Genomic DNA, 20188 nt, shown 5'->3' with positions numbered 1-20188 from the left:
CCGGAGCGTAGCCATCCTGCCGTCACCGAAACGCCAGACGTCGCTGCAGGAAGGTGGCCTTCTTCGCACTGGTCATCGACGTGCTCCGCTCGGCGGTCATGCTGCGAACCTGGCACCGCGATCGTGGGCCGCGGGTCAACGCGACGCACAAAGAAAACGCCCGCAGATCCAGGATCTACGGGCGTTCTTTTGCATCTGGCGGAGCGAGAGGGATTCGAACCCTCGATAGAGCTTTTGACCCTATACTCCCTTAGCAGGGGAGCCCCTTCAGCCGCTCGGGCATCGCTCCGGGGTTTTCTCCGCGTCTGGTGCGTTGCACCTCAGCGGGGCGTGAATCATAACGTTAATCACGCGCGAAGGTAAAGCCTTATTCCGCAGAATTTTCACCACCGGTGCTGCCGGCTTCGTCACCACGCTGGATGCGCTGGTAGATCTCTTCGCGATGCACAGCGACGTCCTTCGGCGCAGTGATGCCGATACGCACCTGGTTACCCTTGACGCCAAGCACGGTGACGCTCACCGAGTCACCGATCATCAGGGTTTCGCCGACGCGGCGAGTCAGGATCAACATTTTTTTAAGTCTCCATGGAACCGTGTGGAAGGGTATCCCCCACCGGCTTGACGCTCCGTCAAGAAGCGCGCCCACGACAAAGGGAAAAGATTCGCAATGGTACCGTCAGCCGTCCCGCTCCTACAAGGAGGGGGACGGCAGGGATTCATCACAGGCGGGGGCTGACCCATTCGACGACCGCAGCCAGCGCGGTAGCAAGGGCGGGCCCGTCCTCGCCACCACCCTGGGCGAGGTCCGGGCGTCCGCCGCCCTTGCCCCCGATCTGACCGGCGATATGGGACAACAGTTCCCCGGCCTTGACCTTGCCCATTGCACTGCCGTTCACGCCCGCGACCAGGGCCGCCTTGCCGTCCTGGGCACCGGCCAGCACGATCACCGCGTCGCCCAGCTGCTGCTTCAGGCGGTCCATGGCATCACGCAGGGCCTTGGCGTCGAAGCCTTCCAGGCGGACAGCCAGAACCTTCACACCGGCGACCTCGACGGCCTGGCCGGACAGGTCGGCGGTGGCGCCGGCGGCTACCTTGGCCTTCACGGCCTCCAGCTCGCGCTCCAGCTGCTTCTGGCGCAGGCCCAGCGCACGGATCTTTTCGACCACGTCGGCAGCACTGCCACCCAGCAGCTCGGCGGCCTCGGCCAGACGGGCCTCCTCGGCATCCACGTAGTCCAGCGCGCCCTGGCCGGTGACGGCCTCGATACGACGCACACCGGCCGAGACACCGCCTTCGGAGGTGATCTTGAACAGACCGATGTCACCGGTCCGGTTGACGTGGGTGCCACCACACAGCTCGGTGGAGTAGTCGCCCATCTTCAGCACGCGCACGTTCTCGCCGTACTTCTCGCCGAACAGGGCCATCGCGCCGAAGTCCAGCGCTTCCTGCATGCCCATGTTGTGCACTTCGGCGGCGTTGTTGGCGCGCACCTGCTGGTTGACCTTGCGCTCGATGATCGCCAGTTCCTCGGCGCTGATCGGCTGGAAATGCGAGAAGTCGAAGCGCAGGCGGTCCGGCGCCACCAGCGAGCCCTTCTGCTGCACGTGGGTGCCAAGCACTTCGCGCAGGGCAGCATGCAGCAGGTGGGTCGCCGAGTGGTTGAGGATGGTGGCGCCACGGCGCTCGCCATCGACCTGGCCGGACAGCACGTCACCGATCTTCAGGCTGCCCTGGGTGATCTTGCCGACGTGGCCATGGAACTGGCCCGCGAACTTCTGGGTATCGCTCACCTGCAGCTGTACGCCGGCAGCGGACAAGGTGCCGGTGTCGCCGACCTGGCCGCCGGACTCGGCGTAGAACGGGGTCTGGTTGGTCAGCACGATGACCTCGTCACCGGCCTGGGCAGCTTCCACCGGGCGGCCATCCTTGAGGATCGCGACCACGCCGAGGCCGTCGGCCTGCAGGCGGTCATAGCCCAGGAAGACAGTCGGCTTGAGCGTGGCGACCAGATCGGCCGACAGCGTCACGCCACCGCCGAACTTGCCGGCGGCACGCGCGGTCTCGCGCTGCGTCTCCATCGCGGCGTTGAAGCCGTCAATGTCCACGGTCAGGTCACGCTCACGGGCGATGTCCTGGGTCAGGTCGAGCGGGAAGCCGTAGGTGTCGTACAGGCGGAACGCGTCCACGCCCGGGATCACGCCATTGCTGACCTTGGCCGCAACGTCGTCGAAGATCTTCATGCCCGAGTCCAGCGTCTCGGCGAAACGCTCTTCTTCTGCCTGCAGGGCACGCACCACGGTATCGGCCTGTGCCGGCAGTTCCGGGTAGGCCTCGCCCATCTGCTCGACCAGGGTCGGCACCAGCTTGCTGAAGAACGGCTGGCGCACGCCCAGCATCCAGCCGTGTCGCAGTGCGCGGCGGATGATCCGGCGCAGTACGTAGCCGCGGCCTTCGTTGGACGGCAGCACGCCATCGACGATCAGGAACGAACAGGCGCGGATGTGGTCGGCGATCACGCGCAGCGACTTGTTTTCCAGATCAGCGGTGCCGGTCAGCTCCGATGCCTTGCGGATCAGCGCCTGGAACAGGTCGATCTCGTAGTTGGTATGCACGTGCTGCAGGATCGCGGCCAGGCGTTCCAGGCCCATGCCGGTGTCCACGCACGGTGCCGGCAGCGGCATCAGCGTGCCGTCCTGCTGGCGATCGAACTGCATGAAGACCAGGTTCCAGATCTCGATGAAACGGTCACCGTCCTCGTCCGGCGAGCCCGGCGGGCCACCGGCGATATGGTCACCGTGATCGTAGAAGATCTCGGTGCACGGACCGCAGGGACCGGTATCGGCCATCTGCCAGAAGTTGTCCGAGGCAAACGGCGCGCCCTTGTTGTCGCCGATGCGGACGATCCGGTCTTCCGGAATGCCGATCATGTCGCGCCACAGTGCGTAGGCCTCGTCGTCGGTCTGGTAGACCGTCACCAGCAGGCGCTCGGCGGGCAGCTTCCAGACCTGGGTCAGCAGCTCCCAGGCCCAGGCGATCGCATCCTTCTTGAAGTAATCGCCGAAGGACCAGTTGCCCAGCATTTCGAAGAAGGTGTGATGGCGGGCGGTGTAGCCCACCTGGTCGAGATCGTTGTGCTTGCCACCGGCACGCAGGCAGCGCTGGACGTCGGCCGCGCGCACGTAGCTGCGCTTTTCCGCGCCCAGGAACACGTCCTTGAACTGCACCATGCCGGAGTTGGTGAACAGCAGGGTCGGATCGTTGCCCGGCACCAGCGGCGCCGACGGCACGATGGTGTGGCCTTTGCCCTTGAAGAATTCAAGGAAGTCGCTGCGGATCTGGGATGTCGTGAATTTGGCGGATGCGTTCATGGGGGCTGGCAGTCTGCGGGCCGGGGCCCGTGCCGCCGGCCGCAGTGGCCAGGGTCGAACGGACCGCCGAAACCCCAAAGGGTATCAGGCCCGGCGCCATCAGTCTCAGTCGTCCGGATCGTAGCGGGTCGCGCGGCGGATGCTGTCGCCATCGAAGCCCCGGCGGGCCAGCAGATCGGCGGCCTTGCGGCGCTGCGCGAGGTCCTGCGGACCGGCCTCACCAAAGCGGCGACGGACCAGATCCCGGGCATTCTCCGTCCAGTCGCCCTCGAAGGTATCCATCGCAGCAGTAATCTGCTCGCTGTCCAGCCCGTGGGTTCCCAGCTCGGCACGTACATGGATGGGGCCATAACCCGTATTGGCGCGCATGCGCACCAGATTCTCGGCAAACCGGGTGTCGTCCTGCCAACCGGCCTCGGTCAGCTTGTCGACCGCCGCCTGCGCAGCCTCGTCCTCGATGCCCCGGGACGTCAGCTTGCGGGTCAGCTCCTTGCGCGAGTGCTCACGACGGACCAGCAGGCCCAAGGCGCGCTGGACAGGCGTCTGTTCGCGTACGCGGCGCTTGCGGCCGGGTGCCGGGGCGTCGGAATCGTTCATTCTCGCCTTCAATCAAATGCGCCGTCCCTGGCGCGTCCCCCGTCGGGGAAACCGAATCTGCAGGACAGGGCGACGTCACTGACGGCGCCGCCCTGCCCCACAGCAAGCCTTTACTCGTCGTCGCCTTCGTCTTCGCCTTCCTCACGGACGGCTTCGGTCGGCTGGAACTTCTCGCGCAGCTCAGCCTCAAGCTTGGCGGCAACCTGCGGGTTGTCGCGCAGATAGCCACGGGCGTTGTCCTTGCCCTGGCCGATGCGCTCTTCACCGTAGCTGTACCAGGCACCGGCCTTCTCCACCAGCTTGGCTTCGACACCCATATCGATCAGCTCGCCTTCGCGGCTGATGCCTTCGCCGTACAGGATCTCGGTGATGACCTGCTTGAACGGGGGCGCCAGCTTGTTCTTGACGACCTTGATCTTGGTCTGGTTGCCGATGATCTCGTCGCCCTTCTTGATCGCGCCGATACGGCGGATGTCCAGGCGCACCGAGGCATAGAACTTCAGCGCGTTGCCGCCGGTGGTCACTTCCGGGCTCTGGCCCGGCATCATCACGCCGATCTTCATGCGCAGCTGGTTGATGAACACCACCAGGGTGTTCGAGCGCTTGATGTTGCCGGTCAGCTTGCGCAACGCCTGGCTCATCAGACGCGCCTGCAGACCCGGCAACTGGTCGCCCATCTCACCTTCGATTTCAGCCTTGGGGGTCAACGCGGCGACCGAGTCGACCACCAGGATGTCCACCGAACCGGAGCGCACCAGCATGTCGGCGATTTCAAGCGCCTGCTCACCGGTATCCGGCTGCGACAGCAGCAGATCGTCGACATTGACGCCCAGCTTGCCTGCGTAGATCGGGTCCAGCGCGTGCTCGGCATCGATGAAGGCGGCGGTGCCACCCAGCTTCTGGCACTCGGCGATGGCCTGCAGGGTCAACGTGGTCTTGCCGGAGGATTCCGGACCGTAGATTTCCACCACGCGGCCCTTGGGCAGGCCACCAATGCCCAATGCGATATCCAGCATCAGAGAACCGGTCGGGATCGCCTCGACGGGCTCGACCACGCGGTCGCCCATGCGCATCACCGAGCCCTTGCCGAACTGCTTTTCGATCTGGCCCAGAGCTGCAGCGAGGGCGCGCTTCTTGTTCTCGTCCATCGGATTGGTCCTTGCAGAGGTCACGTCGTTGGAGGTGCTGTCTTTGGAAGTCTTCTTGGCCATGGGTTCACTTTAAGGCTGGCGTATCGCACAGGCTGAGATTCTGCCCGGCGTTCGGAAAAAAATTATCGGACATCCGTACCAACCTCAGCAGAACCAGAGAATCGCCACAAAAGACCGCGGGAATTGCAGGATGAATCGTCAACGGTTCGGTCGCAGCAGCCCGCAGTACAGGCCCTCGATCGAGAAATCCTGGTCCGGAAGCACGTCAATCGGCTTGTAATCGGGATTGCGCGGCAGCAGGCGGATGCGATCCTTGGCGATCTTCAGCAGCTTGACGGTGATCTCGTCATCGATGCGGGCCACCACGATCTGCCCGGAATGGGCATCGCGGGTCCGGTGCACACCGATCAGGTCGCCATCGAAGATGCCTTCGTCGATCATCGAATCGCCCTGCACTTTCAGCAGGTAGTCCGGTGCCGGCGAGAAGAACACCCGGTCCAGCACCACGAAATCATCCGAGCCGATGTCGGCGCCGATCGGCAGACCCGCAGCAACCCGACCCAGGATCGGCAGACGCAGGACGCTGTCGGGCAGGCCCGGCTCGGCCAGCTTCTCCACCGGCGGTGCCTGCACCAGACGGATGCCGCGGGCCTGGCCCGGCACGCGACGGATCGCCCCGGCCTGCTCCAGCGCCTCCAGGTGATACTGCGCTGCGCGTACGCCCTTGAAGCCGAAGGCACGCGCGATTTCAGTCTGCGAAGGGGGTGCGCCTTCGCTCTCGATACGCTCGGCGATCAACTGCAGGATCGCCTGCTGGGTGTCGGTCAGGTCCATGGTTAGTAGTATTACTACTAACGCCCAGGACTGCAAGTGCCGAGGGCGATTCCGGCAGGAGCGAAAGCCGCCGGGCATGGCCCGGCGCTACCGGGAATGCGGCGTGGCTGGTTGGGGGCGGCAAAGGCAGAAGCAGCCGACCCGCGGCAAGCACACTACGTGTGCTTGCCGCTTCTCCAGATCGAGAACAGGATCCACACCCCGCAGAGCCCTGCGCCGATGAAACCGCACACGCCCAGCGCCAGCAGCCAACGGCTGGAAACGCCTCCTACGCTGTGCATCACGATCGAGGAGCCGATGATCAAGGCTGCCGTGACGATCCCCATCACCAGCCGGTTCGCGGCGCGGTTGACCTGGTCGCCGAAGCCCTGCAGCGCGTTGGTCTCGACCTTCAGCTGCAGCCGGCCACGGCGCGCCGCCTGGACCAGCTTGCGCAGGTCCCGCGGCAAATCACCGGCGAAGTCGATCATGCCGAGCAGGCTGCGACGGCCACGCTTGAACAGCGCCCGCGGCGCATAGCGCTGCAGTACCACCCGCTCCAGGAAGGGGCGCGCGGCGCTGGCCATGTCGAAATCCGGGTCGAGCTGGCGGCCCATGCCCTCCAGCGTCAGGAAGGCCTTGATCATCAGCGCCAGATCTGCCGGCAGGGTCAGGTTGTAGCTGCGCAGCAGCTGGGTGATGTCGCCCAGCATCAGGCCGATGCGCAGGTCCTTCAGCGGCACGCCGCGGTACTGGTCGACGAACAGGCTGATGTCGTGCTGCAACCGGTTCTCGTCCACTTCCACGCCACCGGCCCAGTCCAGCAACACATCGGCCACGCCCTGCGGATCCTGTTCGACCAGACCATGCAGCAGCTGCGCGACCTGGAAGCGACGCACCTCCGACAACGCGCCGACCATGCCGAAATCGATCACGCCGATGCGGCCGTCGCGCAGGTAGATGATGTTGCCCGGGTGCGGATCGGCATGGAAACTGCCGTCCTCCAGCACCATCTTCAATACGATGTCGGCGCCACGCCGGGCCAGTTCACGGCGGTCGATGCCGGCCGCATCGACACCGGCCAGATCACGTCCGGCAATGCCGTCGACGAAATCCTGGACATTCAGGCTTTCGCAGGTCCATTGCCAGTGCACCGCCGGAATCAGGATGTCGTCACGGCCCTCGAAGTTGCGCGCGATGCGCTCGGCGTTGCGGCACTCCGCGGCAAAATCCAGCTCGCGGCGCAGCGACACGGTGAACTGCTGCACCACCTCGGCGGGCCGGTAGCGGCGCAGATCCGGCAGCCGTGCCTCAACGATTTCGGCCAGCCGTGCCAGCAAACGCAGATCGGCTTCAACCACGTCACGGATACCAGGGCGACGCACCTTCAGCACCACTTCGCGGCCATCACGCAACCGCGCCCGATGGGCCTGGGCCAACGAAGCTGCGGCCATCGGGGTTTCATCAAGGAAGGCAAACACCTGCGACGGAGACGCACCGAGGTCGGCCTCGAGCTGTTCGCGGATCTTCTCGTAGGGCAATGCCGGGACGGCGTTCTGCAACTCGGAGAGTTCGGCGATCCAGTCCGGCGGCAGCAGGTCGACGCGGGTGGCGAGCACCTGGCCCAGCTTCACGAACGTCGGCCCGAGATCCTGCAGGGCGCTGCGCACGCGTACCGGCGCGGTCATCCGCAGCATTTCCTGCCGCTCCTCGTTCCAGTGCAGCAGGCGGCCGGCACGTTCCAGTACCGTGGCCAGGCCGATGCGCCGCACGACGTCGCCGAAGCCGTAGCGGATCAGGACGGCGGCAATTTCCTGCAGCCGGCCAAGGTCACGGACGGTGCCCAGCGTCTCCCACATCGTTGCCTACTCCGGTTGATTGCCGGAGCAGCATGTCACAGCTGGGCGTCGATGCCGTGCAATGCCGCCGCTACGGTCTGCCGGCGGATGGCTTCACGGTCACCATCGAACTGGAACAGTTCGGCCCGGGCATAGCCGCCACGGCGCTTCCAGCCGATCCAGACACTGCCGACCGGCTTGTCCGGGCTGCCACCGCCCGGCCCTGCGATACCGGTCACCGCCACCGCGATGCCGGCACCGGAATTGACCAGCGCCCCGGAGACCATCTCCAGCACGGCTTCGCGGCTGACCGCACCGAACTGCTCCAGCGTCTGCGCGCGCACGCCGAGCAGGCGCTGCTTGGCTTCGTAGCTGTAGACCACCATGCCGCAGTCGAAGAACGCCGAGGAACCGGCGATGTCGGTCATGCACTTGGCGATCCAGCCGCCGCTGCAGCTTTCAGCAGTCACCAGCTGCAGCGAAGCCTGTTGCAGGCGCTGGCCCAGCGCAGCGGCCTGGGCATTGAGTTCGGCGTCGGTCGGGAAGGCCATCGGGGTAGCTGAAAAGTGAAGAACCTGCACGTTGTACCGCAGATGGCAGGGTGGTGTCGCGGCCGCAGGACATGCCGGCCAACGGCCGGCACTGCCTCACCATTCGGGCAGCTTCTCCGGCAGCAGGGCCCGGATCGGCTCGCCATCGGCGCTGGCCGCCAGCTTCTCGGCCTCGGCGATGGGAAGATCGACCTGCAACAGCCAGCCTTCTTCATCAGCCTCTTCACTGCGCACCACTTCCAATTGGTGCAGGCGAGCGCGAAGGCGGCCGGCACTGGGTGGCAGGCGCAACTCGCCGGTGACGTGCTGCAGACCCAACCGCTTGCCGAGTACGGCCTGCAACAGCTCGATGCCCTGCCCGTCGCGTGCGGAAATCCACACCCGCTCACGCCGCGATTCATCCGGCACGCCGTCCTGGCCGTCGTGGCGCACGTCGGCACCCTCGATGCGGTCGATCTTGTTGAACACCAGCAACTGCGGAAGGTCGCCGGCACCGACGGCGGTCAGCACTTCGTCGACCTGGGCGATGCGCTCCTCGCGGTGCGGATCGGCGGCATCGACAAGGTGCAGCAGGAAATCCGCTTCCCGCGCTTCAGACAGGGTCGAACGGAAGGCCGCCACCAGGTCATGCGGCAGGTCGCGTACGAAACCAACCGTATCGGCCAGCACGACGTTGCCACCGGGCACGGCGATCCGGCGTACGGTCGGATCCAGGGTGGCGAACAACTGGTCGGCCGCATAGGCCTCGGCGCCGGTCATCGCATTGAACAAGGTTGATTTGCCGGCATTGGTGTAGCCCACCAGGGCCACGCGCGGCAGTTCGCTGCGCACACGCGCACGACGCATCTGGGTGCGCTGTACTTCGACTTTTTCCAGCCGCTTCTGCAGCTGTTCAACCCGCTTCTGCAGCAGGCGACGATCGGTTTCCAGCTGGGTTTCACCCGGGCCGCGCAGGCCGATCGAACCACCACGCTGGCGCTCCAGATGGGTCCAGCCGCGCACCAGCCGTGTCGACATATGCCGCAGCTGGGCCAGCTCGACCTGCAGTTTGCCTTCATGGCTGCGCGCACGCTGGGCAAAGATGTCCAGGATCAGACCGGTACGGTCGATCACCCGGCGCTCGAGGAAACGCTCCAGATTGCGCTCCTGGCCCGGGCTCAACGCGTGGTTGACCAGGATCAGGTCTGCGCCGGTGGCTTCGGCGGCGGCCTTGATCTCATCCAGCTTGCCGCTGCCGATCAGGGTCGACGGGTTGGGGCGATCCAGCCGCGCGGTGATGGTCACCGCGATGCTGGCCCCGGCCGAGCGCGCCAGATCACCGAATTCTTCCAGCACATCGTCTTCCAGCTTGCCGAAATGCGGCTGGATCAACAGGGCGTGTTCGCCCTTTTTCGAGCGGTCAAACATTCACCGCTCCAACATCATTCGTCTGCTTCATCACCCGCCTGACCATCCTCACCTGATTGCACGTACCCACCACCCGGGCCGACCTTGACGTTGCGCGCCGGCACCACGGTGGAAATGGCGTGCTTGTAGACCATCTGGCTGACGGTATTGCGCAGCAGGACCACGAACTGATCGAACGATTCGATCGTGCCCTGCAGCTTGATGCCGTTGACCAGGTACACCGAAACCGGCACGCGCTCGCGCCGCAGTGCATTCAAGAAAGGATCCTGCAGCGATTGCCCCTTGGACATTGCACACTCCTGATTATTGTTCTTATTGGTAGCCGGCGGTTGCCGCGGCCCCCGAGCCGCTTGCCGGCCCATGATGGTACACGGCCAGCGTCGGTTCAGCGTGCAACGAAGGTCGACACCGCGCCTGCGAGGCGCTCCCCATCCATATGGGGGTCGAACCAGCGCGCATCAAGCTCGCCGCGCAGCCAGGTAAGCTGGCGCTTGGCCAGTTGCCGGGTGGCGAAAATGGACTTGTCCCGGAAGCGGGCCGCGTCCCCGTCCCCGTCCAGGTACTCCCAGGCCTGGCGATACCCCACCGCGCGGACGGCGGGCAGGTCCAGCGGTGCGGCCACCGCCCGCATTTCCGGCAATGCACGCAGGGCGCGCACTTCGTCGAGGAAGCCCTGCGCGAGCATGGCGTCGAAGCGGGCCTCGATGCGCTGGTGCAGGACGGCGCGGTCGCGCGGCGCCAGAATCAGCTTCAACGTGCGCACCGGCAACGGGGCCACCCCGGGGCGGCGCTGCCATTCACTGATCGGCGTGCCGGTCAGCCGGTAGACCTCCAGCGCTCGCTGGATGCGTTGCGGGTCGGTGGCATGGATGCGTGCGGCGGCGGCGGGGTCAACGGCGGCCAGTTCGGCGTGCAGCGCCGCCCAGCCTCGCTCGGCGGCCTCGGCGCTCAGCACGGCACGCATCGCCGGGTCGGCCTCCGGCATCGGCGACAGACCCTGCAACAGCGCCCGGAAGTACAGGCCCGTGCCGCCGGCCAGGATCGGAGTCTTGCCACGGGCGACGATGTCGGCCACCACGCGGGCGGCGTCGGCGGCGAACTCGGCGGCGGAATAGGTCTGCCAGGGATCGCGCAGGTCCAGCAGGTGGTGCGGTGCCTGCGCGCGCTCGGCCGCATCCGGCTTGGCCGACCCGATATCCAGTCCGCGATAGACCAGCGCCGAATCAACGCTGACGATTTCACCGTCCAGCTGCTGCGCCAGCGCGATCGCGGTGGCGGTCTTGCCGCTGGCGGTCGGCCCCATCACGGCGATCGCCAGCGGCCGCTGATCCACTGCCATCAGTCTTCGTCCGGCCAGCGGAGGGTCGGCTTGGCGTCCACCCGCACGGCAGGTACCGCCTCGACCGCCTGCCAGACCTTCAATGCATCGACCGTCGCTGCCACATCGTGCACGCGCACGATACGGGCGCCGCGCTGCACGGCGATCAGGTGTGCGGCCACCGACGCAGCGACACGCTCTGCCGGCGACTGACGACCGGTCAGCTCGCCCAGGCTGCGCTTGCGCGACAGCCCGGCCAGCATCGGCACGCCCAGTTCAAGGAAACGCTCCGAGCGGGCCAGCAGCGTCATGTTGTGGGCCGTGGTCTTGCCGAAGCCGAAGCCGAGGTCGATCACCAGATTCTTCTTGGCGATGCCGGCCATCTCCGCGGCGAACAGCCGCTGCACCAGGAAGCCATGGACCTCGGCGACCACATCCTCGTACTGCGGGTCGGCCTGCATGTGACCCGGTTCGCCCTGCATGTGCATCAGCACCACCGGCACGCCTGCGTCCGCCGCCGCGTGCAGCGCACCGTCCTGGCGCAGGCCGAAGATGTCGTTGATCATCCCGGCGCCTGCAGCAACCGCGGCACGCATCACCTCCGGCTTGAAGGTATCGATGCTGATCGGCACCGTCGTGCGCGCTGCCAGCTGCTCGATGACCGGCACGACACGACGCAGTTCCTCGTCGATCGACACCGGCGCCGCGCCCGGACGGGTCGATTCGCCGCCGATGTCGAGCAGGTCGGCGCCCTCCTCCACCAGCTTCAGGCCATGCGCGACCGCCGCCTCGGTGGTGTCATGGGCACCACCATCGGAGAACGAATCCGGGGTGACGTTGACGATACCCATGACCCGGGCACGGTCGAGGCGCAGGATGCGGCCGGCGCAATCGAGCTGGGGCGAGATGTCGAACATGGTCAATCCTGCGGGCAACGAAGGTTAGTTTAAGGCGGCAGGGCTGCGCCCTGCACCCGCAGAGGCGGTAGTGCCGGCCGCTGGCCGGCAAGCTCAACAACAGCAACAGCGGCAACAGCGGGCTATCCGTGGGATGGCGGGACGGTGTCGGATTGCGGGGACGCCGCAAGTACGTCCGTGTAGGCTTGGCCGCGGCATCCATGCCGCGGACACCCCGCAATCCGACACCGACCCGCCTCCGACAATTTCCCGCTGCTGCTGGGCTGCTGTTGGTAGGTGTCGACCTTGGTCGACACGTAGATCCACGCCGTGCGTGGATGCTCTTCGTTCAATTGTCGAGATATTCGATTCCGATGGAGATTCATCCACGCATGGCGTGGATCTACCGGCCACCGGGAAACTGTCGAAGGCGGGGTGGGTCCGATTGCGGGGGCGTGAGCCGCATGGATGCGGCGACCGAGCTTACATGGACGTACTTGCAGCGCCCCCCGCAACCGGACCCACCCCGCCATCCCACAGAATGCCGCAGTTGCTTTTGCTGTTGAGGTTGCCGGCCAGCGGCCGGCACTACCGCTTCGGCGGGTGCAGGGCGCCGCCCTGCCGGCAAACCTCACCGCTGCCGGCGACGCTTCCGGTCCACGTACAGCGTCTTGATGATGCTCAGCAGGATACCCACCGCGATACCCACGCCACAGCCCAGCAGCAGATTGTCCACGGTCAGGCCGACAGCGACGCCGACTACGGTGGCGATCACCATCTCGGCGGTGTGGGAAATCGGTTCAGGCTTGGGGGCGGACATGCGGACTCCAGCGGACTGTCAGGATCGGATGGGCCGGGGCCCGGAAACAACAAGGCCGGGTTGCCCCGGCCTCGTCTTGCATTGCGTACGGCAGGCCGTCAGATCGATTCGGCCGGACCGGCGATCGGCGGCAACGGACGGGCATCGCCGCCCTTGTCGTTATTGCCGCCATCCTTGTTGGACTTGTTCCAGCCCATCGGCGGCGGCGGATCACGACCTTCCATGATCGCGTCGATCTGCGGCGCATCGATGGTTTCGTACTGCAGCAGCAGCTGCGACATCGTATGCAGCTTGTCGATGTTCTCGGTCAGCAGCTCGGTGGTGCGGGCGTACGCCTTGTCGAGGATGTTGCGCACTTCCTCGTCGATGCGACGGGCAGTGTCGTTGGACACGCTCTTGTGCTGGGTCACCGAACGACCCAGGAACACCTCATCGTCCTCTTCGCCATAGGCGATCGGGCCGAGCTGCTCGGACAGGCCCCACTTGGTGACCATGTTGCGGGCCATCTTGGTGGCACGCTCGATGTCATTGGACGCACCGGTGGTGACCTTGTCGGTACCGAAGATCAGTTCTTCCGCCACGCGGCCACCGTACAGCGAGCACAGCTGCGACTGGATCGCCACGCGGTTCATCGAGTACTTGTCGCCTTCCGGCAGGTACATGGTCACGCCCAGCGCACGGCCGCGCGGAATGATCGTGACCTTGTAGACCGGGTCATGTTCCGGCACCAGGCGGCCAACGATGGCATGGCCGGCTTCATGGTAGGCGGTGAGGGTCTTCTCCTCCTCGCTCATGGCCATCGAGCGGCGCTCGGCACCCATCAGGATCTTGTCGCGGGCACGATCAAAGTGGTCCATGCGGACCTCCTTCTCGTTGCCACGAGCCGCGAACAGGGCGGCCTCGTTGCAGAGGTTGGCCAGGTCGGCACCGGAGAAGCCCGGGGTACCACGCGCGATCACCATCGGCACGACGTCGTCGGCCAGCGGCAGCTTGCGCATGTGCACCTTGAGGATGTGCTCGCGGCCCTTCACGTCCGGCAGACCGACCACCACCTGGCGGTCGAAGCGGCCCGGACGCAGCAGCGCCGGGTCCAGCACGTCAGGACGGTTGGTGGCGGCGATCACGATCACGCCTTCGCCGCCTTCGAAACCGTCCATCTCGACCAGCAGCTGGTTCAGGGTCTGCTCGCGCTCGTCATGACCGCCGCCCAGGCCGGCACCACGGTGGCGACCGACGGCGTCGATTTCATCGATGAAGATGATGCACGGCGCGTGCTTCTTGGCCTGCTCGAACATGTCGCGCACTCGGCTGGCGCCGACGCCGACGAACATTTCCACGAAGTCCGAACCGGAGATCGAGAAGAACGGCACCTTGGCTTCGCCGGCGATGGCCTTGGCCAGCAGCGTCTTGCCGGTACCCGGAGGGCCGACCATCAGCACGCCGCGCGGGATCTTGCCGCCGAGCTTGGTGAACTTGGACGGGTCACGCAGGAAATCGACCAGTTCGCCGACCTCTTCCTTGGCCTCGTCGCAACCGGCAACATCGGCGAAGGTGACCTTGATCTGGTCTTCGCCCTGCAGCTTGGCGCGCGACTTGCCGAAGGACATTGCGCCCTTGGCACCGCCGCCACCGCCCTGCATCTGCCGCATGATGAACAGCCAGAAGCCGATGATCAGGATGACCGGCAGGAAATTCATCAGGATCGCGCCGAGGGAGATGCCGCTGGACGGCTCTTCCTGCACGATCTCGACGTTCTTGGTGCGCAGCACGTTGATCAGGTCGCGATCGAACGGCGCGGTGATGGTGGACGACTGTCCACCACGGGTGGTGTAGGTGATCTGGCTGGTACCGCCGCGCGTATCGCCGCCGAAGGCGACCTTCTGCACGTTGCCGGTGTCCACCTGGTCCAGGAACTGCGAGTACGAAGCGCCCTGCGCCCCGGCCCCCGAGGTCTTGGGCGAGAAGCTCTGGAAGACCACCATCAGCACGACGGCGACGACCACCCATAGCAGGAGGTTCTTGGTCAAGTCGTTCATCCTCATTGGCTCCGGTGTTCCTCTTAGTGCTGGCGTTGCGTTGGGGTCGAACTTACGGGGTCGAGCTTACTTCATGTGGGCGCGTTTTCCCTGACCCAAGGCATACACCTCGGGAGAGCGCTTGCGCGAGGCTTCCGGCTTGCGGATGGAGACCTTGTCGTACCGGCGGCGCATGTCGCGCACGTAGTCGTCAAAGCCTTCGCCCTGGAACAGCTTGATCAGGAACGCCCCACCAGTCTTGAGGTGGTTGTCGGCAAAATCCATGGCCAGCTCCGCCAGGTGCATCATCCGCGGCTGGTCGACCGCGTCCACACCACTCTTATTGGGGGCCATGTCCGACAGCACAAGGTCTACCGGCTGATCCCCGAGCATGGCTTCAAACTGCGATAGGACGGTTTCTTCCCTGAAGTCACCGTGAAGGAACTCCACGCCGGCCAGCGGCGGCATGTCCAGGATGTCCAGGGCCAGCACGCGGCCGGTATCGCCGATCTGTCTCCGCACCTGCTGAGACCAGCCACCCGGGGCCGCGCCGAGGTCGACCACCACCATGTGCGGCTTCAGCAGGCGGTCACGTTCGAGCAGTTCTTCAAGCTTGTAGGCCGCACGGGAGCGCATGCCTTCGGCCTGGGCCTTCTTCACGAAGGGATCGGAGAAGTGTTCCTTGAGCCAGCGCTGGCTGCTTTTGCTGCGGGTAGCCATTGGAAATAGGGGCTGATGGGGTCGCCATGATACCCTGATCGTCCCATTCAACCGTGTTTTCTGCATGCCCACTGCCTTGACCCCTTCCCAGACCCGTTTCCTGCGCGGCCAAGCCCACGACCTGAAGGCCCTGCTGCAGACCGGCGGCAAGGGCGTCACTCCGGCCTTCCTGACCGAGCTGAACGAAGTGCTGGAACGCCACGAACTGGTCAAGGTGAAGGTTGCCGCCGAAGACCGTGACGCCCGCGACGTGATGATCGGCGAGATCGTGCAGGCCACCGACAGTGCGCTGGTGCAGCGTATCGGCCATGTGGCCGTGCTGTATCGCCCGAGCAAGGAACACCGCCAGATCGTGCTGCCGCGCGGCTGATCGGACCCTGCCATGCAGCTGAACCACGAACTGCCCGACTACGCCTACAGCCTGCGCGCCGCTGACGGTCGCTCGGCACGGGTCAATGATCGCGTTCTGGGCAACAGCTTCTTCCTGACCCCGGACCAGCTGGTCGAACAGTGGCCGGTGACCGATGTCGCGGCGCTGCAGGTGGCTGACCTGGAGCCGATCCTGGCACTGAAGCCGGCGCTGATACTGCTCGGCACCGGAGAGCGCCAGGCGTTCCCGCCGGCGGTTGTCATGGCCGCCTGCCTGTCGCGAGGCATCGGACTGGAAGTGATGAACAATCCGGCTGCCGCACGCACCTTCAACATCCTTGCCGGCGAAGGCCGCAAGGTGGCGGCCGCCTTCATCCTGGAAGGCTGAGGCCCGAGATCGCCGGGCATGGCCCGGCGCTACCTGAAACACACGTTGCGCATATGCAAGCGTCCGAGCCCATGCTTGGGCAGCGCTCCATTGCGGCGTACAGCCGCCGGGCATGGCTCGGCGCTACCCGTATCTGCCCGCGCTAGCGCGGGCAGATACTGCTGCGGGTCGACCGGCTTGCCGTTGTAGCGGGTGAGCCGAGGGCGCTTGCGGCCCATGGGACGCGCCCTTGGCGAACGCCCGGCGCGCTGCGCCGGGCCGGGGATCCGCCCGGAGAAAGAGCGGCCGGTTACTTCGCCGGCAGATATTGCTGCGGGTCGACCGGCTTGCCGTTGTAGCGGATCTCGAAGTGCAGCATGTCCCGGTTGGCGCCGGTACGGCCCATCTCGGCGATCTGCTCGCCGGCCTTCACGCTCTGCCCTTCATTGACCAGGCGCTTGCGGTTGTGGCCATAGGCCGACAGCCACTGGTCGCTGTGCTTGATGATGATCAGCTCGCCATAGCCGACCAGGCCGGCGCCGGAATACACCACCACGCCATTGGCCGTGGCCTTCACCGGAGCGCCGCTGGTGCCGGCGATGTCCACGCCCTGCTTGGTTGCATCGCCGGCCACGTAGCGGCCCACGACTGCGCCATCGGCCGGCCAGCGCCAGGCGATGTTGCTCTTGACCGGACCGGCCGGACCCGGCGTCGGCGCGGTACTGCCGCCAGACGTGCTGCCAGCCGGACGCGGCGCGGTGACCACGGTGGTCGGCGCACGACCGCCACCGGAACCGGCCGGATACAGGCGGATCACCTGCCCCGGGTAAATGGTCGACGGGTTGTCCAGGTTGTTCCAGGCGATCAGGTCGGCCGGCGTGATGTCGTGGATGCGGGCCAGCGCATAGATGGTGTCGCCCTTGCGCACGACCACCGTCTGCCCCGGCTTGGGCACCGACGTCTTCGGCGTGCTGACGCCACTGCTGCCGCCGCCACTGGGCCGGACCACGGTGGCGGTGCCACAGGCGGCCAGGGTGGATACCAGCAACGCCAGCGCGCCGATGCGCACTCCCTTGCTCAGACGATCTGCACTCATGCGAACTTCGACCTCCATACAAGCCAGGCGATCAGCACCACCACCAACGCGGTGGCGATCCAGCCCAGCGGTTCAATCCATCGGCGCAGCGCTGCTTCGGCGCGCGCACCACCGATACGGATGACCGCAGCCAGCACGAACACGCGCTTGCCACGACCGATCAACATGCTCAACAGGTACTGCGGCATCGGCACGCCGACGATACCCGATGCCCACGTGAAGACCTTCATCGGAATCGGCATGAAGCCGCCCAGCACCAGGAAGGTGAACACCGCCCAGGGCGACTCCACCATCTTGGCCTGCACGGTAGCAATGCCCTGCTCGATCGCCGGCAACATGCCCAGCGCCTCGAACACCGGCTTGACCGCTTCGAATGCATAGTGGCCCAGCGCGTAGCCGATCAGCGCGCCGACCATCGAGCCGGCCAGGCTGAGGGTGGCGAACCACCAGCCGCGCTTGGGCTGGGCCACGCACATCGGCGCCAGCATCACTTCCGGCATCACCGGGAAGATGATGGCTTCGAAAAAGCTCAGCACCATCAGATAAGTCGGCGCGCGCTCATGCGCAGCCCACTTCATTGCCCGCTCGTACAGCGGCCCGAAAATCTTCATGCAACCCTGCTCCGTGGATTCAATCGAGCATGCCAGACAGCAGCGGCACGAAGGTGACCGGCGCCAGCACGCGTTGTTCGATGCTGCCGTCATCCTTGCGGTCGAGCTGCACCAGCGACTGTGCGCCGGCGCCACCGACCGGGGCGACCAGGCGGCCACCTGCAGCCAGCTGCTCGACCAGCGCATCGACCAGTGCCGGTGCGGCGGCGGTAACCACGATGGCGTCGAACGGGCCATGCTCGGCCCAGCCCACGCGGCCGTCGTCGTGCTTGGTACGGATGTTCATGCCCAGCGCGCGGAACCGCTTGCGCGCCTGCCGCAGCAGGTCACCGATGCGCTCGACGGTATAGACCTCCAGCCCCAGCGCACCAAGCACGGCGGCCTGATAGCCGGAGCCGGTACCCACTTCGAGCACCTTCTTCGGCGCCACCTGCAGAACGGCCTCGGTCATCCGCGCCACCACCCACGGCTGGGAAATGGTCTGGCCGTGGCCGATCGGCAGCGCGGTGTCTTCATATGCGCGCGAGGCCAGAGCCTCATCGATGAACAGATGGCGCGGCACCACCCGGATCGCGTTCAGCGTCGACTCGTCGACGATGCCGGCTTCGCGCAGGCGGTCGACCAGGCGATCGCGCACGCGCTGCGATGTCATGCCGATGCCGACTGCTTCCGGCTGCAGGCGCAGGCGTGGGCTCATGCCGGCCGGTCCAGCGCGGCGCTGAGGCCGCCGACCCAGCTGGCGACCTTTTCCAGTGCCTGGTAGCGGGTCAGGTCAACCTGGATCGGGGTGATCGAAATGTGGCCGGTGCGCACCGCATGGAAATCGGTGCCCGGGCCGGAGTCCTGCTCGCGGCCGGCCGGACCGATCCAGTACACCTCGTTGCCGCGCGGGTCTTTCTGCGCGATGCAGCCTTCGGCGCGATGACGGTTGCCCAGGCGGGTGACTTCGAAGCCCTTGACCTCGCTCCACGGCAGGTCCGGCACATTGACGTTGAGGATGGTGTCGGCCGGCAGCGGATCGGCCTTGAGGCGGGCAACAATCTCCACTGCGGCACGCGCCGCCGTCTCGAAATGCCTGGGGTCGTGGTTACGGGTCACCAGCGACACCGCCACCGCAGGCAGACCGAGGAAACGACCTTCCATCGCCGCCGAGACGGTGCCGGAATAGATCACGTCGTCGCCGAGGTTGGCGGCATTGTTGATACCGGACACGACAATGTCAGGCTCGAATTCGAGCAGGCCGGTCAGCGCAAGGTGCACGCAGTCGGTGGGCGTGCCGGCCACCGACACGGTGTAGTGGTCGATGCGCTTGAGCCGGATCGGCAGATCCAGGGTCAGCGAATTGCTGGCGCCGGAGCGATCGCGGTCGGGTGCGACCACCGTGACTTCGTGCCCGGCCTCGCGCAGCACGGATGCAAGCATCCGGATGCCCGCCGCGTCGACACCGTCATCATTGCTGACCAGGATGCGCATCTTCGATTTAACCGCTTGATTTTCCAAGAATTCGATCCCGTCACCTTGCAACGTGGGCGAAGCCGGCCCGTCTCCTCCAGGGAGGCGGCAGCTCCGCAAGTGCGCCGACTATTGTGCCGCAAGCGGGCGCTGGGTCCTACCCTGTCTGCGGTCACGGCCGACATCCAACGGTCATAGGCAGACCCGCGCAGGCGGTTTAACCTGTGCGCATGTCGCACCCTGAAGACGAAGATCCGGCTGCATTGTTCCGCGCCGCCATCGGCGAAGTGACGCCGCTGCGCAAGGAAGTGGAGCCCGCGCCTGCTGCGCCGCGGCCCAGGCCGCGTGCGCGCATGGCCGAGCGCGACGACGCAGAAGCCGCCGGTGAGTTCGCCCGGCTGCTGCGCGACAACGCCCCGCTGGAAGCGGGCGACGTTGCCAGCTACCGGCGCGACAACCTGCCGCCACGCCTGTTCCAGCGCTTGAAGCGCGGACAGTACTCGGTGCAGGACGAACTGGACCTGCACGGCGCCACCGCCGCGCAGGCCGAGATGATGCTGCGCCAGTTCCTGCTGGAGGCGCACGCCCACGAGTACGGCTGCGTGCGCATCATCCACGGCAAGGGCCTGCAGTCCGATGGCAGTGCGCCGGTGCTGAAGAACCTGGTGGACCGGCTGCTGCGCCTGCGCAACGACGTGCTGGCGTTCCATTCCGCCCCGACCGGGCAAGGCGGGACCGGCGCCATGCTGGTGCTGCTGGCGCGGCGCTGACGTTCTGCCGGCGGGATTCATCCACGCAT

The 20188-nt window shown here is 66.0% G+C and carries 21 protein-coding genes and 1 tRNA gene; 3 read left to right on the top strand and 19 right to left on the bottom strand.

The features are described 5' to 3' along the window. Positions 1 to 196: 196 nt before the first annotated feature. The 15 genes from LC407_RS04150 to rlmE all read right to left on the bottom strand — a co-directional run bounded on the left by LC407_RS04150 (position 197) and on the right by rlmE (position 15494). A tRNA-Ser gene (locus LC407_RS04150) sits at positions 197 to 289 on the bottom strand. Positions 290 to 367: 78 nt separating this feature from the next. Next, positions 368 to 571 (bottom strand): carbon storage regulator CsrA, encoded by a 204-nt coding sequence (csrA, locus tag LC407_RS04145; RefSeq protein ID WP_025878924.1) that lies wholly within the window; start codon positions 569 to 571, stop codon positions 368 to 370. 148 nt (positions 572 to 719) lie between these two features. After that, the gene (alaS, locus tag LC407_RS04140) at positions 720 to 3368 is read right to left on the bottom strand and encodes an alanine--tRNA ligase (RefSeq protein ID WP_025878923.1); all 2649 of its coding nucleotides are present in this window, start codon (positions 3366 to 3368) and stop codon (positions 720 to 722) included. A 105-nt stretch (positions 3369 to 3473) separates the two neighbouring features. Beyond that, positions 3474 to 3965: a recombination regulator RecX gene (gene recX, locus LC407_RS04135; protein ID WP_025878922.1), complete on the bottom strand. Its 492-nt coding sequence runs from the start codon at positions 3963 to 3965 to the stop codon at positions 3474 to 3476. Between the two features lie 110 nt (positions 3966 to 4075). Further along, positions 4076 to 5113, bottom strand: coding sequence for a recombinase RecA (recA, locus tag LC407_RS04130; RefSeq protein ID WP_025878921.1), 1038 nt, complete (start codon positions 5111 to 5113; stop codon positions 4076 to 4078). 201 nt (positions 5114 to 5314) lie between these two features. Continuing rightward, positions 5315 to 5950: a transcriptional repressor LexA gene (lexA, locus tag LC407_RS04125; RefSeq protein ID WP_025878920.1), complete on the bottom strand. Its 636-nt coding sequence runs from the start codon at positions 5948 to 5950 to the stop codon at positions 5315 to 5317. Between the two features lie 155 nt (positions 5951 to 6105). Next, on the bottom strand, positions 6106 to 7788 hold the full coding sequence (gene ubiB / locus LC407_RS04120) for a 2-polyprenylphenol 6-hydroxylase (protein WP_223482238.1): 1683 nt from the start codon (positions 7786 to 7788) through the stop codon (positions 6106 to 6108). A gap of 35 nt (positions 7789 to 7823) precedes the next feature. Beyond that, a complete protein-coding gene (locus LC407_RS04115) occupies positions 7824 to 8318 on the bottom strand; it encodes a nicotinamide-nucleotide amidohydrolase family protein (protein WP_025878918.1) in 495 nt (164 codons plus the stop codon). 96 nt (positions 8319 to 8414) lie between these two features. Continuing rightward, positions 8415 to 9725, bottom strand: a complete 1311-nt coding sequence (hflX, locus tag LC407_RS04110) for a ribosome rescue GTPase HflX (protein WP_025878917.1) — start codon at positions 9723 to 9725, stop codon at positions 8415 to 8417. A 14-nt stretch (positions 9726 to 9739) separates the two neighbouring features. Continuing rightward, a complete protein-coding gene (gene hfq / locus LC407_RS04105) occupies positions 9740 to 10015 on the bottom strand; it encodes an RNA chaperone Hfq (RefSeq protein ID WP_025878916.1) in 276 nt (91 codons plus the stop codon). A 95-nt stretch (positions 10016 to 10110) separates the two neighbouring features. Beyond that, positions 10111 to 11064: a tRNA (adenosine(37)-N6)-dimethylallyltransferase MiaA gene (gene miaA, locus LC407_RS04100; protein ID WP_032976514.1), complete on the bottom strand. Its 954-nt coding sequence runs from the start codon at positions 11062 to 11064 to the stop codon at positions 10111 to 10113. Then, positions 11064 to 11960 (bottom strand): dihydropteroate synthase, encoded by an 897-nt coding sequence (folP, locus tag LC407_RS04095; protein ID WP_223482237.1) that lies wholly within the window; start codon positions 11958 to 11960, stop codon positions 11064 to 11066. Before folP ends, miaA begins: the two co-directional genes overlap by 1 nt. A gap of 610 nt (positions 11961 to 12570) precedes the next feature. Continuing rightward, positions 12571 to 12759: a hypothetical protein gene (locus LC407_RS04090; RefSeq protein ID WP_025878913.1), complete on the bottom strand. Its 189-nt coding sequence runs from the start codon at positions 12757 to 12759 to the stop codon at positions 12571 to 12573. Between the two features lie 98 nt (positions 12760 to 12857). Continuing rightward, the gene (gene ftsH / locus LC407_RS04085) at positions 12858 to 14795 is read right to left on the bottom strand and encodes an ATP-dependent zinc metalloprotease FtsH (protein ID WP_025878912.1); all 1938 of its coding nucleotides are present in this window, start codon (positions 14793 to 14795) and stop codon (positions 12858 to 12860) included. A 66-nt stretch (positions 14796 to 14861) separates the two neighbouring features. Beyond that, on the bottom strand, positions 14862 to 15494 hold the full coding sequence (gene rlmE / locus LC407_RS04080) for a 23S rRNA (uridine(2552)-2'-O)-methyltransferase RlmE (RefSeq protein ID WP_025878911.1): 633 nt from the start codon (positions 15492 to 15494) through the stop codon (positions 14862 to 14864). Between the two features lie 64 nt (positions 15495 to 15558). Here rlmE and yhbY point away from each other — a divergent pair, with 64 nt between their 5' ends. Together yhbY and LC407_RS04070 are read left to right on the top strand one after the other, a co-directional pair. Further along, a complete protein-coding gene (gene yhbY / locus LC407_RS04075) occupies positions 15559 to 15864 on the top strand; it encodes a ribosome assembly RNA-binding protein YhbY (protein WP_025878910.1) in 306 nt (101 codons plus the stop codon). Between the two features lie 12 nt (positions 15865 to 15876). Beyond that, positions 15877 to 16251, top strand: a complete 375-nt coding sequence (locus LC407_RS04070; protein WP_032976512.1) for an Mth938-like domain-containing protein — start codon at positions 15877 to 15879, stop codon at positions 16249 to 16251. Between the two features lie 289 nt (positions 16252 to 16540). On the opposite strand, the gene LC407_RS04065 is transcribed toward LC407_RS04070, so the two are convergent. Genes LC407_RS04065 through surE form a run of 4 tightly spaced genes read right to left on the bottom strand, consistent with a single transcriptional unit; the run spans position 16541 to position 19410 of the window. Beyond that, the gene (locus tag LC407_RS04065; protein ID WP_032976511.1) at positions 16541 to 17326 is read right to left on the bottom strand and encodes a peptidoglycan DD-metalloendopeptidase family protein; all 786 of its coding nucleotides are present in this window, start codon (positions 17324 to 17326) and stop codon (positions 16541 to 16543) included. After that, a complete protein-coding gene (locus LC407_RS04060; RefSeq protein WP_025878907.1) occupies positions 17323 to 17937 on the bottom strand; it encodes a DedA family protein in 615 nt (204 codons plus the stop codon). Before LC407_RS04060 ends, LC407_RS04065 begins: the two co-directional genes overlap by 4 nt. Positions 17938 to 17956: 19 nt before the next feature. Continuing rightward, complete coding sequence (locus LC407_RS04055; RefSeq protein ID WP_025878906.1) at positions 17957 to 18634, bottom strand: protein-L-isoaspartate(D-aspartate) O-methyltransferase; 678 nt, start codon at positions 18632 to 18634, stop codon at positions 17957 to 17959. Then, the gene (gene surE, locus LC407_RS04050) at positions 18631 to 19410 is read right to left on the bottom strand and encodes a 5'/3'-nucleotidase SurE (RefSeq protein ID WP_033830802.1); all 780 of its coding nucleotides are present in this window, start codon (positions 19408 to 19410) and stop codon (positions 18631 to 18633) included. Before surE ends, LC407_RS04055 begins: the two co-directional genes overlap by 4 nt. Positions 19411 to 19619: 209 nt before the next feature. On the opposite strand from surE, the gene LC407_RS04045 reads away from it, so the two are divergent. Further along, positions 19620 to 20159, top strand: coding sequence for a Smr/MutS family protein (locus LC407_RS04045; protein ID WP_032976509.1), 540 nt, complete (start codon positions 19620 to 19622; stop codon positions 20157 to 20159). Positions 20160 to 20188: the final 29 nt, after the last annotated feature.

The sequence above is a fragment of the Stenotrophomonas sp. OVS01A genome (genome assembly GCF_019969775.1).
GTDB lineage: Bacteria > Pseudomonadota > Gammaproteobacteria > Xanthomonadales > Xanthomonadaceae > Stenotrophomonas > Stenotrophomonas indicatrix.
This window is presented reverse-complemented; position numbering and strand designations above follow the sequence as displayed.

Bases quoted from the DNA above. Each gene is read 5' to 3' on its own strand.
- rlmE (WP_025878911.1), bottom strand. From the start codon at position 15,494: ATGGCTACCCGCAGCAAAAGCAGCCAGCGCTGGCTCAAGGAACACTTC.
- ftsH (WP_025878912.1), bottom strand. From the start codon at position 14,795: ATGAACGACTTGACCAAGAACCTCCTGCTATGGGTGGTCGTCGCCGTC.
- LC407_RS04060 (WP_025878907.1), bottom strand. From the start codon at position 17,937: ATGAAGATTTTCGGGCCGCTGTACGAGCGGGCAATGAAGTGGGCTGCG.
- hflX (WP_025878917.1), bottom strand. From the start codon at position 9,725: ATGTTTGACCGCTCGAAAAAGGGCGAACACGCCCTGTTGATCCAGCCG.
- LC407_RS04090 (WP_025878913.1), bottom strand. From the start codon at position 12,759: ATGTCCGCCCCCAAGCCTGAACCGATTTCCCACACCGCCGAGATGGTG.
- LC407_RS04045 (WP_032976509.1), top strand. From the start codon at position 19,620: ATGTCGCACCCTGAAGACGAAGATCCGGCTGCATTGTTCCGCGCCGCC.
- yhbY (WP_025878910.1), top strand. From the start codon at position 15,559: ATGCCCACTGCCTTGACCCCTTCCCAGACCCGTTTCCTGCGCGGCCAA.
- ubiB (WP_223482238.1), bottom strand. From the start codon at position 7,788: ATGTGGGAGACGCTGGGCACCGTCCGTGACCTTGGCCGGCTGCAGGAA.
- csrA (WP_025878924.1), bottom strand. From the start codon at position 571: ATGTTGATCCTGACTCGCCGCGTCGGCGAAACCCTGATGATCGGTGAC.
- hfq (WP_025878916.1), bottom strand. From the start codon at position 10,015: ATGTCCAAGGGGCAATCGCTGCAGGATCCTTTCTTGAATGCACTGCGG.
- LC407_RS04070 (WP_032976512.1), top strand. From the start codon at position 15,877: ATGCAGCTGAACCACGAACTGCCCGACTACGCCTACAGCCTGCGCGCC.
- recA (WP_025878921.1), bottom strand. From the start codon at position 5,113: ATGGACGAGAACAAGAAGCGCGCCCTCGCTGCAGCTCTGGGCCAGATC.
- miaA (WP_032976514.1), bottom strand. From the start codon at position 11,064: ATGGCAGTGGATCAGCGGCCGCTGGCGATCGCCGTGATGGGGCCGACC.
- LC407_RS04115 (WP_025878918.1), bottom strand. From the start codon at position 8,318: ATGGCCTTCCCGACCGACGCCGAACTCAATGCCCAGGCCGCTGCGCTG.
- LC407_RS04065 (WP_032976511.1), bottom strand. From the start codon at position 17,326: ATGAGTGCAGATCGTCTGAGCAAGGGAGTGCGCATCGGCGCGCTGGCG.
- lexA (WP_025878920.1), bottom strand. From the start codon at position 5,950: ATGGACCTGACCGACACCCAGCAGGCGATCCTGCAGTTGATCGCCGAG.
- folP (WP_223482237.1), bottom strand. From the start codon at position 11,960: ATGTTCGACATCTCGCCCCAGCTCGATTGCGCCGGCCGCATCCTGCGC.
- recX (WP_025878922.1), bottom strand. From the start codon at position 3,965: ATGAACGATTCCGACGCCCCGGCACCCGGCCGCAAGCGCCGCGTACGC.
- surE (WP_033830802.1), bottom strand. From the start codon at position 19,410: ATGCGCATCCTGGTCAGCAATGATGACGGTGTCGACGCGGCGGGCATC.
- LC407_RS04055 (WP_025878906.1), bottom strand. From the start codon at position 18,634: ATGAGCCCACGCCTGCGCCTGCAGCCGGAAGCAGTCGGCATCGGCATG.
- alaS (WP_025878923.1), bottom strand. From the start codon at position 3,368: ATGAACGCATCCGCCAAATTCACGACATCCCAGATCCGCAGCGACTTC.